The organism is Pseudoalteromonas sp. NC201 (assembly GCF_002850255.1).
Taxonomy (GTDB): Bacteria; Pseudomonadota; Gammaproteobacteria; order Enterobacterales; family Alteromonadaceae; genus Pseudoalteromonas.
In genome coordinates, this window is sequence record NZ_CP022523.1 from 1,087,952 (window position 1) to 1,104,375 (window position 16,424).

The 16,424-nt window shown below is 43.2% G+C and carries 11 protein-coding genes; 8 read left to right on the forward strand and 3 right to left on the reverse strand.

The annotated features are described in order from the left end of the window. Nucleotides 1-118 precede the first annotated feature (118 nt). Complete coding sequence (locus PNC201_RS22660; protein ID WP_102058537.1) at nucleotides 119-2,398, forward strand: CHRD domain-containing protein; 2,280 nt, start codon at nucleotides 119-121, stop codon at nucleotides 2,396-2,398. Nucleotides 2,399-2,797: 399 nt separating this feature from the next. Beyond that, on the forward strand, nucleotides 2,798-4,174 hold the full coding sequence (locus PNC201_RS22665; RefSeq protein WP_102058538.1) for a glycerophosphodiester phosphodiesterase family protein: 1,377 nt from the start codon (nucleotides 2,798-2,800) through the stop codon (nucleotides 4,172-4,174). 54 nt (nucleotides 4,175-4,228) lie between these two features. On the opposite strand, the gene PNC201_RS22670 is transcribed toward PNC201_RS22665, so the two are convergent. Continuing rightward, a complete protein-coding gene (locus PNC201_RS22670) occupies nucleotides 4,229-5,539 on the reverse strand; it encodes a hypothetical protein (protein ID WP_102058539.1) in 1,311 nt (436 codons plus the stop codon). A 345-nt stretch (nucleotides 5,540-5,884) separates the two neighbouring features. Between PNC201_RS22670 and PNC201_RS22675 the strand changes: the two genes are divergently transcribed. Then, nucleotides 5,885-7,630 carry a methyl-accepting chemotaxis protein gene (locus PNC201_RS22675; RefSeq protein ID WP_102058540.1) on the forward strand — a complete coding sequence of 582 codons (1,746 nt, stop codon included), beginning with the start codon at nucleotides 5,885-5,887 and terminating at the stop codon, nucleotides 7,628-7,630. Nucleotides 7,631-8,065: 435 nt separating this feature from the next. Further along, complete coding sequence (locus PNC201_RS22680; protein ID WP_102058541.1) at nucleotides 8,066-10,447, forward strand: TonB-dependent receptor domain-containing protein; 2,382 nt, start codon at nucleotides 8,066-8,068, stop codon at nucleotides 10,445-10,447. Nucleotides 10,448-10,498: 51 nt separating this feature from the next. Here PNC201_RS22680 and PNC201_RS22685 read toward each other — a convergent pair whose 3' ends face one another. Continuing rightward, entirely contained in the window at nucleotides 10,499-11,197 is a 699-nt protein-coding gene (locus PNC201_RS22685) for a hypothetical protein (RefSeq protein WP_102058542.1), read from the reverse strand. A gap of 114 nt (nucleotides 11,198-11,311) precedes the next feature. Next, the gene (dgt, locus tag PNC201_RS22690; protein WP_102058543.1) at nucleotides 11,312-12,853 is read right to left on the reverse strand and encodes a dGTPase; all 1,542 of its coding nucleotides are present in this window, start codon (nucleotides 12,851-12,853) and stop codon (nucleotides 11,312-11,314) included. Nucleotides 12,854-13,164: 311 nt separating this feature from the next. On the opposite strand from dgt, the gene PNC201_RS22695 reads away from it, so the two are divergent. The 4 genes from PNC201_RS22695 to PNC201_RS22710 all read left to right on the forward strand — a co-directional run bounded on the left by PNC201_RS22695 (nucleotide 13,165) and on the right by PNC201_RS22710 (nucleotide 16,365). Next, the gene (locus tag PNC201_RS22695) at nucleotides 13,165-13,461 is read left to right on the forward strand and encodes a hypothetical protein (protein WP_199539714.1); all 297 of its coding nucleotides are present in this window, start codon (nucleotides 13,165-13,167) and stop codon (nucleotides 13,459-13,461) included. Nucleotides 13,462-13,716: 255 nt separating this feature from the next. Next, nucleotides 13,717-14,487: a hypothetical protein gene (locus tag PNC201_RS22700; protein ID WP_102058544.1), complete on the forward strand. Its 771-nt coding sequence runs from the start codon at nucleotides 13,717-13,719 to the stop codon at nucleotides 14,485-14,487. 24 nt (nucleotides 14,488-14,511) lie between these two features. Further along, nucleotides 14,512-14,865 (forward strand): hypothetical protein, encoded by a 354-nt coding sequence (locus PNC201_RS22705; protein ID WP_102058545.1) that lies wholly within the window; start codon nucleotides 14,512-14,514, stop codon nucleotides 14,863-14,865. 258 nt (nucleotides 14,866-15,123) lie between these two features. Then, nucleotides 15,124-16,365 carry a hypothetical protein gene (locus PNC201_RS22710; protein ID WP_102058546.1) on the forward strand — a complete coding sequence of 414 codons (1,242 nt, stop codon included), beginning with the start codon at nucleotides 15,124-15,126 and terminating at the stop codon, nucleotides 16,363-16,365. Nucleotides 16,366-16,424 lie beyond the last annotated feature (59 nt).

Below are 16,424 nucleotides of genomic sequence, written 5' to 3' on the forward strand. Positions count from 1 at the left end.
GGCAAAAAATATACAATAATTTTGCAAATTTGATGAACTTTTATTCAATCCTGTTCGTAAGGGTTAGCTATGGGTGACAAAAGTCATTCTTTTTAACCGAGTCTACAGGATGAGTATAATGAAAAAGCTTATAGTAAGTGCCAGCTTCATGCTTCTTATGGCATGCAGCGATAATGACGATAACGATACTGTTACACCTCCGCCACCGCCGCCAGCCCAAGAGTTTTCAGCGACTAAGACCTTTGAATTGATGTTATCAGGAAAGCAAGAAGTGCCGATGAATACGTCAATGCAAACCGCTTCCGCAACAGTTGAGCTTGATGAAAATCTGATGCAACTCAGAGCAACACTCGACTACAGCAACGTCGAAGGTTTTAGTGCTGCACATATTCACGATGGTGATTTGGGGGCGAATGGCGATGTGGCATTCGCCTTTGAAGCATCAGATGACAATAAAGTGAGTATTCCGATCACAGATCTGTCTGAGGATCTAATTGAGGATATGTTGGATGGTGATTGGTATATTAATCTACACACCGAAGCCTTTCCAAACGGCGAGTTACGCGCTCAGATTGTGCCTGACACGGTAAGCGTGATCACGTTTAAATTAGATGGCTCACAACAGGTGCCAATGAATGAAAGTAGTGCCATGGGGTATGGTTATGCGTCATACGACAGCACCGATGGCGAGCTTTACCTTCGCGCGGTGACTATGGGCGTTGATGATGCCACAGCTGCACATATTCACACGGGCCGCATTGGTATGAACGGCGATGTACTTGTGGTGTTAGAGCAGGACGACGAAGTAATGACAGACTGGGTAACGCCAGATGACACGATGATCGACGAAGCGACGTTGAATGTTTTGCTCTCGGGTGGACACTACGTCAATGTTCATACGCCAGAGATGCCAAACGGTGAGATCCGCGGCCAAATCCTGACGGACAATTACACAGTTGCGACATTTGACTTATCCGGCAAACAGGAAGTTCCAGCAGTAGCAACAATGGCGTCAGGGGATGGCTACGCATTGGTTAACATGAACGATTATGAAGTTGAACTTCGTGTAGTGACAATGGGTGTTGAGGATGCAACGGCGGCACATATTCATACCGGCCGGATCGGCATGAATGGTGATGTTTTAGTGGGCCTTGAGCAAAGCACCGATGATATGAATGTATGGATGACGCCAGACAACACTATGATAAATGCTGAGATTTTTGCGGTGCTCGCATCGGGTGGTCACTATGTTAATGTCCATACTCCTAGCAATCCCAGTGGTGAGCTACGTGGCCAAATTCTTACCAGCAATTATGCGCTCGCTACATTTGCGCTATCAGGACAGCAAGAGGTTCCTGCGGTATCGACCATGGCGTCAGGGGACGGCTACGCACTGGTTAACACAAACGATTATGAAGTTGAACTTCGTGTAGTGACAATGGGTGTTGAAGATGCAACGGCGGCACATATTCATACCGGCCGGATCGGCATGAATGGTGATGTTTTAGTGGGCCTTGAGCAAAGCACCGATGATATGAATGTATGGATGACGCCAGACAACACTATGATCAATGCTGAGATTTTTGCGGTGCTCGCATCAGGTGGTCACTATGTTAATGTCCATACCCCTAGCAATCCCAGTGGTGAGCTACGTGGCCAAATTCTTACCAGCAATTATGCGCTCGCTACATTTGCGCTATCAGGACAGCAAGAGGTTCCTGCGGTATCGACCATGGCGTCAGGGGACGGCTACGCACTGGTTAACACAAACGATTATGAAGTTGAACTTCGTGTAGTGACAATGGGTGTTGAGGATGCAACGGCGGCACATATTCATACCGGCCGGATCGGCATGAATGGTGATGTTTTAGTTGGCCTTGAGCAAAGCACCGATGATATGAATGTATGGATGACGCCAGACAACACCATGATCAATGCCGAGATTTTTGCAGTGCTCGCATCGGGTGGTCACTATGTTAATGTGCATACACCAGCAAATGCGAGTGGTGAGCTACGTGGCCAGATCCTCACTGACAACTACACTTTGGTAGCGTTTCCATTGAGTGGCGAGCAAGAAGTCCCAGTCGTTACAACCACAGCCACAGGTAGTGGATATGCTTTGGTAAATCGAAACGGCTTCGACCTTGAATTACAAGTCCTCACCTCAGGTGTTGCCGATGCAACGGCTGCGCATATACATACTGGTATTGCTGGTGAAAACGGCCCTGTTTTACTAACGTTAATGCAAGATAGTAGTGATGCCAATCGCTGGATGGCTCCGGCCAATGCAGCATTGACAGCGGAAATATTTGCGATTCTGGCTGGCGGTGGTCACTACGTGAATGTGCATACACCAGCAAATCCAAGTGGTGAGTTAAGAGGCCAAATAGTTAATTAACCTGAGGTTTGGATAAGGAATGTTCCAACTCATTGTTTCTAAAGAACAGCTTAGTTTTTTCCTTCTCTAGCCAGAGAGTTTTAGGGAAAACAAGGCGAATTTACGCACCAATAGCTGGCTATTGGAAGTGAATTCAACGCAGTTAGCGCTAAAACTGGCTGCTAGAAAGGCATTAATTATCCGCAGCTCAGGTTAATTAATGGCTTAGATAATTATCTCGCATCTAAGAGTCTGTTAACTGCAGGCTCTTTTTCTTTATATTCAAATTACACAACCATTATCCAGTCAAGGGAGTTATATTTAGTTAAAAATATGTAACTAAAAAATCATGATTTGTTCCCGTAATCGTAATACAAAGCGTCTAGCGTAAGCCTTCTTTAAAATAATAATGGTATTACAATGAATAAGATAAGCGTTTGTTCTGCGATCGTAGCTGCATTATTACTGAGTGCATGTGATGATGATTCTGTGGAGGTTGTGCAGGTTGAAAAGCCGGTGATCACAACGGAGACTGAAATAAAAGTCGTTGAAGTTCCGGTAATTGTGGAAGTGCCAGCAGGTAGCGCAAGTGCCATGCAAGTGGGCACACGGCCTGATTTCTTGATTCAAGATATGGAAGACAGTGCACTCAAAACTAAGCTTGAGCAGTGTGCTAACGGACCTTTTTATAAAACAGACTTTTCAATTGGGCACCGTGGTGCGCCAATGCAGTTTCCTGAACACACCAAAGAATCTTATATTGCGGCAGCTAAAATGGGTGCTGGGATTTTAGAGTGTGACGTTGCTTTTACCAAAGACAAAGAGCTGGTTTGTCGCCATTCACAATGTGATTTACACACTACAACAAATATTTTAGCAACGGATTTAGGCCAAAAATGTACAACACCATTTGTACCAGGCGATCCTGAAAATGGAATTGCAGCCCAAGCTATGTGTTGTACCAGCGACATTACTTTGGCTGAGTTTAAGACATTAAAAGGTAAAATGGATGCCGCGAACTCAATGGCTACAACTGTAGCGGAATATATGGATGGCACGGCAAATTGGCGCACCGATTTATATTCGAGCCGTGGCACTTTAATGACCCATGCCCAGAGTATTGAGTTATTTAAAAGTTTAGGCGTGAAAATGACGCCAGAGCTGAAGACTCCGTCTGTCGCCATGCCTTTTGACGGTTTTACACAAGAAGCCTACGCACAAAAAATGATTGACGAATATAAAGCCGCAAATGTAGATCCAAAAAATGTCTGGGCGCAGTCATTTAATCGTGACGATGTCGTCTATTGGATAAAAGAAAATCCAGAGTTTGGTGCACAGGCAGTGTATTTGGACGACAGATACGAAGCGCAAGCAGTAGACAATGAAACCATGGTATCAGCAGAGCAAATCGTGCATAACCCAGAGCTACTTTCACCAACGATGGAAGAGCTTGCAGCGGATGGTGTTAACATTATCGCACCGCCACTTTGGATGTTATTAACCGAAGAAGGGGGGAAAATCGTTCCCTCACCATATGCCAAAGCTGCAAAAGCAGCAGGGCTTGGGATCATCACTTGGACACTAGAGCGCTCTGGTCACTTAGCCAGCGGTGGTGGTTGGTATTATCAAAGCATCAACGGCAGTCTGTCAGGTGAGGCGATGATAGATAACGATGGTGATACCTTTAAAGTACTAGATGTATTGGCCAAAGAGGTTGGCGTAATCGGCGTATTCTCTGATTGGCCAGCAACGACCACTTACTACGCAAGCTGCATGGGCATGCCTGCCAGTATTTAATATTATGTAAAAAAGGAGGGGAGCACTTCCTCCTTTAATCTATTTTTTGATAAATTATGGAAAGGTTGGTAAAAAGTCAAAAAGATACTGATAAGTAGGCGCTAGAGATTTGGTATTGGTTGTAACGCTATCAAGAGCGGTATTAAATGCTTCTAGTTGGTGTAAAACGAGCTTTTGTTGGGCGAGTAATTGTGTTTCTAGCGCCTTTAGTCTTAACTGAGATGCTAATATGTCTTGTTCATCAGTATAGCTGTTGAGATTGTCTAATTCTTCTGTGTACGCATTTTGAATTTTGTTCAAGTAATCAACGTATTTCTCGTTGATAGCTTCAATCCATTTCTTGCTTGCAGCTGTCTTTTCGTCTTTGAGCGTTAAAAGTAAAGCTTTCAGATGTGGTCGTTCTTCAGCTTTAGCATAAAATGCTTGGACTAAATTGCTTCCTAAAGTGGCGAGTTTTGTGTCAAATTGTAGCGCCAATGTCTTTTCTGGTTGAGTCGATTTGGATTCGGAAAAGCTTTGGAACTTAAACTGCTCAGGTGTTTTTCCCTGTAAAATCTCTTCTACATGGCGACTTTTATAGAGCGACTTAGTCATTAAATCTAAGCTAGGATTCTCTACTCTCTCGATGGCTGATTCAGCAGCTTCCAAACCCGTTAAAATATTGCAAGCACCATGATAGTGTATGGCATCAGCGATAGCTGCTTGCAGCGTATATTGTGTTGTATTTTCACTTCGCCTAGCGTTCAACTTTGTTCGTAACTCATTTCGTCTAGCTGTTATCCCCTTAGTGATCACTTGAGCTGCCTGACTTGCCAGATAAGCTTGGTTAAACTCAGCCCTAACACCACTCGTTATTCCTGCTAGGCCAGAAAGAATGCGGTTGCCTACTTGGTTCGTAAAAAGCGCCCCAGCACCGCCTAACACTGTTGTTAAGGTACCTAGCATAAAATTATTGCGTGACTCAGTGCGTTTTAAGTACATCCTATAGACATTACATCTTTGTTCAGATGCCGCGATGATCCGATCTTGTAGTTCATTTCTTATTTGTTGCTGAGTGTGTTGGTCATTTTTACTGTATAGGTCAAAAGCGTAGTCTAGTCGAGCCCTAGCTAGAATACAGGGTTTGCTCCCGGGGTCACTGTTTTGCTCACAATGCAAATTTTTATCAGTTAATATGGGTTTATAGTTGACAGCTTTCTCTACTTTTCTACCTCTTTGATGTTCCGCCGTCTCTACAGTGTATCCATAGAGATAAAATCCATTATCATGTTCCCATTTTTGTAATTTTTTGTCGTCCGCGATTTGTCTAGCTAAATCGATCGTAACAAACTCCGCATGCGGAAAAAGTTGGGAAGCTCCAGCCATATTGATGCGGCTATCTCCAATATACGAATATTCGGGTTGCCACTACAACCAACAAGCAGTACAGAGAGCGCAACAATGGTATATTTCATAGCATATTCCTTATAATTATCATTTGATATACGATCCTTAGACTGCAGGATTAAAGAGGTAAGCTTAATTTGTGCTTTTGTAACTATAGTGAATTAAATGTAATTTTAAAGTTTTGAATGAGTGTTGGTTGCCTTTAAAGGATGCCGTGTTTTGCTGAGCACTTTCTCAGCTTTGATCTGTTCCCAATTTCAAACTAGAAGAATCTCACCCTCTGCACTAGTCTTTATTGTGAACGCTTTAATAAAGGCTAGAATCATGAAGTTAAACTCTATCCGTATCCTCATGACCACTATATTCGGTGGCATTATTGTTTTTGTCGTCATCGTTACCTTATTGGTTGTTAACATGTACAACGCCTTGCTTGATTTTGAGCAAATGGCGGACAACCGATATAAAGCTTATCAACTGGCCGACGAATTAAGACAAAGCTCCGACGATTTAACGCGATTGGGCAGAACTTATGCGGTAACTGGGAACGATAAATACGAAAAGATGTATATGGATGTATTAGCGATCCGTAATGGTGAAAAGCCAAGGCCTGAAGGCTACCATAAAATTTATTGGGATTTGGTGCTTAACTATGGTGAGAAACCAAAACCAGACGGTCAGCGAGAAGTATTACTCGATGCCATGAAAGCGGCGGGCTTTAGCCAAAAAGAGCTCAACTACTTAAGTGAGGCACAAGCCAATTCCGATGGCCTTGTTGCATTAGAAGTTGAAGCCATGAACGCCGTAAAAGGTAAGTTTAAAGATAGTGCCGGTAATTACACCATTCAAGGCGAGCCCAATTTGAACGAAGCGGTTAAGCTTACCCACAGTGATGATTATCATCGCTATAAAGCCAACATCATGAAGCCAGTTGAATCGTTTTTTACTGAACTTGAAAGCCGCACCAAACAAAATGTTGTGCAAGCTCACAGTGCTGTAGAGTCTTATGTTTTGTGGGCTATGATGATGTTAGTGATAACCGTATGCTTCAGTTTATTTGGCGTGTACTTAGTTCGTCGTCGTATCGTGAAACCGATAGAGTTACTTGGTAGGACTTTTGAAGAGATAGGCAGTTCAAACGATCTTAGAAAAACGGTAGACGAAAGCGGTGCAACTGAGATTAAAGCGGTGGCCAATATCGTAAATCGTATGCTCAGTAGCTTTAAAAATACAGTAACGAACATCGGCTCAGCGGGTGGCGCGATGTCGCAATCTTCCAAAGAAGTGGCGCACTTTATTCGCAGTAACAAAGAGATAAGCGAAGAACAAAACGCCCGTCTTGAAACCATTGCTACGGCTGCGGAAGAAATGACCGCGACACTCAATGAGGTCACGTCCAGTACCGTGAGTACCGCAGATTATGCGAATCAGGTTGAACTTGAAGCACAGCGGGGGATGGAAGTGATGTCGCAAACCAGCCAGCAATTTAGTGAGTTGTCAGTGCGCTTTGACGAAACTGCTAATATTATCTCTGAGTTGACTGAGCAAAGTGACCAAGTGTCAAATGTAGTGAGCGTTATCCAGGCTATTGCGGAGCAAACTAACCTGCTTGCATTAAATGCTGCTATCGAAGCGGCAAGGGCGGGAGAGCAAGGCCGCGGTTTTGCTGTTGTTGCAGATGAAGTAAGAACCCTTGCACAAAGAACCCAAAAATCCACAGAAGAAATTCGTGATATCATCAACCAGCTGCAAACCAAAGCGGGGAGTGCGAATACCGCTATTCAGCAAAGTCAGCACCAAGTGCAAGCGACGGAAGAGCAGGTGATGGTATCTTCCGAAGTGCTCGACAGCATCTTTGAAGCTGTAAGCAAAATCAAAGATTTGACTCAGGGGGTTGCTACCGCCTCACAGGAGCAGTTATCGGTAACCGAAGACATTAATACCAATATCAATGGCCTGAGTGATATTTCTAAAGAAGCGATTAAGCGGATGAATGAGTTTATGGCCATTGTTGAGCAGTTAGAGCAAACCAGCCACCGTCTCAACGATAATGCGAGGGAGTTTACTGTTTAGCACGTAGGAAGCACTTTACACGGTGGTCTCTTCTTTACTGATCGCCGCCTACAGCGCCTCCCACTAAGGGGTTAAGTATTTTGTATGAACGGATTCACCCCGCGATCTTGTCTTTACTGATCGCCGCCTAAAGCGCCTCCCACTAAGGGGTTAAGTATTTTGTATGAACGGTTTCACCCCGCGATCTTGTCTCTAATGAACACGCATAAAGCATTTCCCACTAAGGGTTTAAATATGTGATAGGGGCCTTTTTATGCGGCGCTCTCTTCATGAGCAAGACTAAGAAAAATCAATAAACCTACAACGTCCCTTAAATGTGATCTAAATCAAAAATGCAAATGAGATTAATTATCAATATTTTTGACTTTTGTTCAGTTTCCATTTAGAGTACTCGCCAAAATTTACTTTAATGCAATAAATTTTGGGATATTAACAATGACAAACACGCCTTTTAAACGTGGTGTACTCTCTGCTTTGGTACTTTCTGCCCTTAGTCCTGTTGCTTTTGCAGATTCAGTAAAAGCGCAGCCAGATATGGAACGCATCGTGGTAACTGCAACCGGCTTTGAGCAAAAAATACCAGAAGCACCAGCGAGTATTTCAGTGATCACGGCTGAGGATATTCAAGCTCAGTCCTATACGACTTTGCTTGATGCCGTGAAGTACCAAGAAGGCGTGGACATTGGCACAACTCGAGATAAAACCGGCCAAGGCAGCGTGAGTATGCGCGGTTTAACAGGTGAATATACGCTACTACTTATTGATGGTAAGCGTCAAAACAACCACGGTGATATCTACCCAAATAACTTTGGTGGTAACGCGTTTAACCATATTCCACCTAAAAGTGCCATTGAGCGAATTGAAGTCATTAGGGGACCTGCCTCTACACTTTACGGCGCAGATGCGATGGGCGGCGTAATCAACATTATTACTAAAAAGTCAGTAGATGAATGGACTGGCAGCATCGATTTTGGCCGAAGCCTACAAACAAACGACCAGTTTGGTGATGACATTACCACAGATTTCAGTATCTATGGGCCTCTGGTTAAAGGTTTACTCAACTTTTCTGCTCGCGGTAGTATTTATGAGCGTCAAGCATCAAACCCTGAGTTTGCACCTGCAACCGATCCAAATGGTGAGTTGCATCATCGTGAACTCGGTTTTGGTAGTGGTGGTAGAACGGTTGACAACACCAATACACAACTTGGTGCGACGTTTGTGTTCACACCAAACGACAACCACACTGTTACTTTTGACTACGATATCTCAAATCAAGAGTACGACAATACACCAAACTACGACGTTGAGTCGGGCAAAATTACCTATCCGCTTGGCACCAAAGACAACATCGAATCAATCTGGCAAGACCGTCGCGGGGTGGTAAATCCACGTGCAGGTTATGCAGCGGATCAAGAATTTGACAGAAGCTGGTGGTCACTAACGCATCAAGGTACTTTTGGTGATATTGAAACCTTTGTGTCATTGGCGTTTGTTGATACCGATAACAATGGCCGTACTATGCCGCTTTCTGTTGCAGAGCGTAAACTACTACAAGCCATGTACGATGGCAGTGGTAAATATGCCGATATGGAAGAAGCAGAACGTAAAGCGCTTGCTGAAAGCACATTCTTACCACGTCCAAAGCGTACACTGAACAGTAACCAATATACGTTAGACGCGCGAGTGGATATTCCAGTTGACAACTTACTTGGCGACCACGTGTTTGTTGTGGGCGGTCAGTGGGTTGATGGTGAATTACAAGATGGCGTATTTGGCATGGAGTCTGGCGTTGCTCAAGGCGTTCAGGAACACCAAATGTACTCGCTATTTGTAGAAGATAACTGGAGCCTGAGCGATCCTCTAACAGTTACAGTGGGTGTCCGTCATGATAACCACGATGTATTCGGTAGCCAACTTTCTCCGCGTCTATACGGTGTGTATGAGCTGTCTGACGATTGGACAGTAAAAGGCGGGATCAGCACCGGTTATAAAACGCCACAAACGACTGACCTATACAATGGTATTACCGGCTTTGGTGGTCAAGGTACGTCGCCGTTTGCTGGTAACCCAGATCTTGAACCAGAAACTAGTGTAAACAACGAAGTAGCATTGTATTGGACGCACCCAACAGAGAACCACAATTTTAATATCACTTACTTCTCAACAGAGTTTGACGATAAAATCGCCCGTGGTGACACCATCAAGAGCTGCTCTGCAACCAATGGTGTAAAACCATGCGTGAATTTGGGCGTATACGACGAGCTTGGTTACGATACTTACAGCCAAAAAATCAATATCGACAAAGTTGAGATCCAAGGTATTGAGCTTGCAGGTCGTTACCAGTTCACAGATGCAGTTTCACTTTACGCGAACTACACTTGGACTGACAGCGAGCAGAAGAGCGGCCCTCAAGAAGGTCAACCACTAACCAATACCGCTGAGCACATGGCAAATGCCACAGTAAACTGGCAAGTAACAGACGAGTTTTCACTGACGCTAAATGCTGAAATGCGCTCTGATCGTTACCGTGGCTGGGACAATAACCTAGACAAAGCCATGTACTACAAAAACTACAACCTACTGCACTTAGGTGCTAAATACACCTTTAACGATAATGTCACTGTGTTTGCGCGTATCAATAACTTATTGGATGAAGACTTTACGTCTTATAGCACAGATTACAGCGACTTAAACGGCGATGGTAAATACGAATACCTAAGCGGCCGTGGTGTGGTAAGCGAAGTGGTATTTAGTGATGACTACAATGTAAAAGACAAAGCCCGCAATATTTGGTTTGGTGTCAACGTGACGTTTTAATACCCATGTAAAGCATTAAAAAGTCAAAGGAGGCGCAATTTGCACCTCCTTTTACACTCTAAGTGCTATGACAAGCATACCTACCGTATATTCACCTTTATCTTTACTCGATGTACGATTTATTTGGTGTCTTAGCTTGTATAGGAGTGATGCACGCAGTGCGTAGGGATAACTTTCCTTGACTTTGCTTAGAAGTTGCTCAAGTGCAAACCGATTATTGTATTCAGTAGTCTCTTCGGGGGTCATCAAATTTAAAGATACAATCGCTGTTTTTTCTAGTCGAAGAGCCGTTTCCTTTGCTAATTTTTTTACGTTAATGCTATTAAGTTGTTCCTTCGCGGAGTTGAGTTTGCTCTCAATCTTTTTAATCACATTCGAAGCTGGGCCATGCAACTTTACTCGAGCTCCTTTTAACTCACATAACTCAATGTATTTTTTATTTATAAGTGCTAAATCCAGTCGTCCAAATCCGTTTGCTCTAGGCACTTGTACTTCCGCGCTTGGTGTATAAGAGACTTGTTTATCTTTGTAAGCTTCAAATGCAGCATGATAAAAAACGGGTGTGAGAGTAATTTCTTTACCTGAGGATGGGAGCATAAAGCAGGGGATATTGTGATTGTCTATATAGGTTTCATTGATGGTTTGTAGAGCATTGAGAATAATGGGGCGTAAATGAGTAAGTTCAGAGTAGTTTGGTGCAGTAATTTTGATCTCTGAACTGGGGTCATTAGGTGTTGTTATCGTTTGCATCGGAATTATCCTTTCCTGATTTTTGTAACTTTTGTTGTAAATACATAACGGTAAATTGTTTTTGTTAATATTGAAAGCTTTACTAATAAAATTTAGAGAGCAATAAGTGCGAATTTATAGGCTAGCTGACGTGGTTCCAAGGGCGGTCAACGCACGATACGTATCATAAGCAAACTGGTCGGTCATACCGCTAATAAAATCTTGAATGAGACGGCAGCGATAATAAAACTCAAAAATCGGCTCGTCTTGCTCTGCGTCACTAAGCTTCGCCAAGGTCTCGCGGTATACCGCAACATACTTTTTGGAAATCCGATTAATCAATCGCGACTCTATCGCAAAGTCATGGTCGCCATTTAATGCTGCGTTAAATTCATCAGCGTCTAAGTCAAGCACTCGCTGATATTCGTTCAATATGCTGCTGGTGATCTTATAACCTTGAAGCTCCAACTGCTCGACTTCTTTATTCGAAAATACCTTGTTGGCCGCCACCGTTTTCAATGACTTTACAATGGCATGAAGATGGCTATTATCTTCCAGTAACGAAGCGTTAAAACTCCCTTCGTAGATCGCATCAATATTATCGATAAAACGCGTTTTGGCATGTTCAGCAAGCGGGTGTAGCAACCCCACGCGGAGCCAAATAAAAAATTCATTATCAAAATTCGCCATATGCTTGCTGGCTTTGTCATTGGCATAGTGCAGCTTTTTACTCATAAGCTCTAACAGCTTGTCATCGGTGATCCCAAATCCTGCGGCGATATTTTGATATTCCTCTATTAAACAGCCCGTTAACTCATCTACGCTAATAATGCCTTTTTCTACAGCGTCTTCCATATCAGCAAGGCAATAAGCAATATCGTCAGCCGCTTCCATGATATAAGTCACCGGGTGGCGATTACCCACTTGGATCTGCAATTTGTCGCACAGTTCACTGACAAAACCACTTTCACTAAAATAGTATCCTGCTTTCTTTTGCAGATAAGATTTATCAATGGCTACGGTTGATTTAGGTGTGGTTGCGCAGCGGGTATATTTCATCACAGTGGCACACTGTGAATAGGTAAGATTAAGGCGAGAAAGCGTATGAATAACGCGAATAGCTTGGGCGTTACCCTCAAAACTACAAATATCGAGCAGTAACTCCATTTCTTGATTCAGCACCGCCAGATCAGACGCTTTGCTCTCCTTTGAGCCATACCTAAGCGCCGCCCGAGCACTTTTTGCAAACTGTTGATGCTGGCTCAAATAGCGCTTAAACCAATCATTGATAGCGGCCTCGCCAAAGTGACCAAACGCAGGGTTACCAATATCGTGCATCAAACAGGCCATTTCTGACAGGGTGACCAAACACTCAGACAAATCCACCTGCTGGCCGTTTTTATCTTCATATTGCAGTAAATCTTGCCTACCTTGTTGCACTAGTGCATCAACAATTTTTTTAGCAATGTAACGGCCGTTTTGCTGCACCTCCAGCGAGTGCGTTAAACGCGAACGCACCGCTGCATTACGCTCAAGCGGAAACACTTGAGTTTTTTGTTGCAGCCGCCTAAGCGCAGCACTGTTGATAATACGCCCGCGGTCACTTTCAAGACTACTTGCCTCACTGCCACCGGTATTATAAGAACGCTCGTTTGTTATTTTATTTTTAAAGTGCATGCGACTTTCCTGTTGAAACCCAAGCTACATTCCCAATGTAGGTGAATGTGGAAAAGTTGTAAACCGAATCGGCACCTCGCATAGCCAGCCTACAAGCAAACCTTCATATAAGGTAAGGTAGCGCAGGATCTCTACACCGAAGTAACAACAGGCAAAACACCGACTAAGCCAGTAAAGTAATAAAAAGAGACTGTAATGCTTTGTAACAGGCTAGCTTATCTATAGTTGTTATTTCTACGGGCTTGGTTTAACCCTAGTTTTAATGGTCTGGCAAAAGATATCTACACTTTGTTGGTAACCACTACAGCTTTTTGAACAAGTCTTATGCACTTTTTGATACACACTCTCCTAGAGACTTAGTTGCTAAGTTAAATAGAGATAACCAAGTAGTACAGCTGCCACATTTTCCTAATTTAAAAATTGCCTGCGGCCACTTTAAAACTGGTGAAAGTAGCGAAATGTCCTTCATGCCAGCTCCACCGGGATGTGGAAAAGTTGACCTTGAAAAACACTTCTTAGCTCATGCTCGTGGTCACTCTATGAACGGTGGTAAATACCACGATCGCCTTAGAACGATACCTATTAGTGGCAAGAAATCCAGAGTATGAAGTAATGAGAGCCAATGAGGAGTTTGTGACGTTTGCGTGATTGAGAGAGGTGTAGGGACTCTCTGAGAACTAGCGCAGCGTAGATATGAGCTGTCAGCGTCAAAGAGGAGCTGGTTAACAGCCAGAGAGGCTTCTCTATCAACATAACGGGTGATAGGTTATAGGTTGAACTCTATGTAGATGGATTGTAAATTGATTTATTGATAAAAGCTTTGATTGTATTTCACAACTTTAGTAACTAGGACACGCAAACAAATGGATGGCTCAGCGTCACAACAACGCAACACAGTAAAAAAAGCTGCTTTATTTTCATTTAATAAGTTTGTTGCTTTTACTGTTTTTATAACCAGTATCGTTATTGGTGCTTATGCAACTGATCTTGTTGAGATAGTGAAGGCCTACGTGCTTTATTCTGGTAGTAGCTTGATTCGCTTTATACCAATTTTGGTGCTTAGTGTGGTGATGCTAAGTTATTTGTATTATCAATTTGAGCGAGCTGGACTAAGCACTTTTAGGAGATTCATAAAGTCAATTTCAACTGTGTTTGTATGCGCAACATTTTTTTCAGCAGGGATGTTTCTAAAAGATCCTTGGATATCACTTTCCATGTTCAACGATGAGTACGATGGCCCCGTCAAAACTTTTCAACACTACGCGGGGTTTGAAGTAAAGAAGGATAAATGTGAAAAGCGCGGTAAAAATCTTACTTGCTCCTTTTACGCTATTAATCTGCTTCCTCGTGATAATGCTTTTAGGATTAGAAATAAAAGTTATGCGATTGACCACAAAGATAGTCAAGCTAGATTACTTGCATACTATGTAGGTGAAAAGCGATATGGTAGTTATAACTCTGATTACTTTACTGTGCCTGTAGGAAGTAAGCGAATGTTTAAAATGGAGTTTGAGCTCTCATCGGATGAAAAAATGGTATTTGCTCCGTACTTGTCAGTAGTACTGGATGCAGAACATCATGAAGAAAAGCATCTCAACTTTAGATCTATGGATGTTGTGGACTATGTTCATTAGTCTGTGGTTTTGCAAAGGTGAATTATGAACCAAACCCTTAAATTTTTACTGTCTATCATAATCGTCGTCGTGACTTTTGTCGTGTCAGCAACCTTAGCTGGGATGTTGGCGGAGTATGTGGGCTGGTGGAAGAAGCCAGTGATTGGTGGTGTAGCAGCGGCTTGTGTGGTGTTGTCGGGTTATATAAGTGCGCCGGTGTATAAGCTGTATTCTGCGGCGGTATGGCTGTTGATTGGTGCAGTTGCAGCTTGGGTGATGTCGAGTGTGTTTATGTATGCTGAGGATGCCGACACCTCAGTGCCTTTGTATGTGACCTACGCAAGTGGTGTGTTTGCTTTGGCGCTTTGCTGGGTTTGGGAGCGTCGAAAGGTTGTGTGAGGGATTGGTTCTCTGGAATAGGATGCAAGAGATCGCCGCGTAAAGCGGCTCCCACCAGCGGGTCTAGTGTGGTGGGAGCGGATTTATTCCGCGATATTTTCTGTAAAGCTCGCCGCGTAAAGCGGCTCCTACGTGAAGTGGTTTTTACCAGTGGGATCTAGTATGGTGGGAGCGGATTTATTCCGCGATGTTTTGTGTAGAGATCCCCGAATAAAGCGGCTCCTACCTACTTATTCAATTGTTAAAGGAATATTCAATATGACTCCAAGTGCGTTACGCAAAGCAGTTAATGCCTTTTCTCAAGATACTCAGCATCAACCGGATTATTATTTTGTTGAAGGCTATGTGATAGGCAAAGTTGCCATTAATGATATTGCTGAAATACACGAGTGGTTGCCTGAGCTCTTTGGTGATTACACGGCTATTTACCGTGCTCAGTTAGAGGCCTTAATGGATTTGCATGAGCAGTGCGTTTCAAGCTTGGATGGAAAAACTTATAAGTTGCCAAAAGAGTGTGCGCTCTCTAAGCAAGACTTTGCTGCATCATTAGCAAAGGGGGCTCCGTTACCGAGCTTTTGTCTTGGTCTGCTTAAGGCGTTGGATAAAGTATCTTTTGAGAACTTGTCACTAGAGCAGAAAGGTGCGGTAAGTGAATTACAACAACAGCTCACCGGATTTACAAGCTTAGATGCAGCAAAGGCGGCATTTTCAAACGCTGAGCCTACGATGCCTTTTGAGCGAGAGGCTCATGACGTAAAGCGTTATTTGGCTGGCGCGATTATGGAGTTAGGGGATACTTTAATTTGGGATCCTGAGTTAGACAACGAGCTCGGAGCATTTGAATTTGAAGAAGATTTTGATGAAGAACAAGAAGAAATAAGAAACTCACTGATTGAGAACTTACTCAAATTGACTCACATTGATTCAATCCCTTTACTTGACCAGTTTATCCTTAATAAAGAACAAGACTTTATTACGCCTGATTATATTGAGGAAAATCAAGGCAATTTTTGGCTTATCCACGAAACCAGACCTTATATGTTTATTCGTTACCATAAAGCATGGATTTACTTTTGGGCAGACAGAGTACAAGAGGCGGTTGATGAGCTAGACGTGCTGCTGCGACTTAATCCAAACGATAATCAAGCCTGTCGATACCTGTATGTGAACGGTTTAGTCATCTTAAAACAGTGGGATAAACTACAAGCTTGCCTTGATGAATATGAAGAAGAGAGTATTTTTATGCTATCTGCAGAGGCGCTGATGCATTTTGCGCAGGGTGGCGAGAGCAAAGCTTTGAATGAGCTAAAAGCGACAATCAAAGGGTACAATAAGCACTTTATCAAGATGCTTACAGGTCAAGAAAAGACTAAGCAAAAAGAGATATATGGCTACACATTGGGTTCAAAAGAAGAAGTCTTAAGTTATATAGATTGTGGTGGCAAAAAAGCCTGGTTAAGCGTTGAAGGAAGCCTCTTTTGGCTGCGTAAAAAATCATAGCGGACTTTGGATAAATTAAGCAAGTTGAGATGCAAAGCTAAGAGCTGTTCACCGGTGAA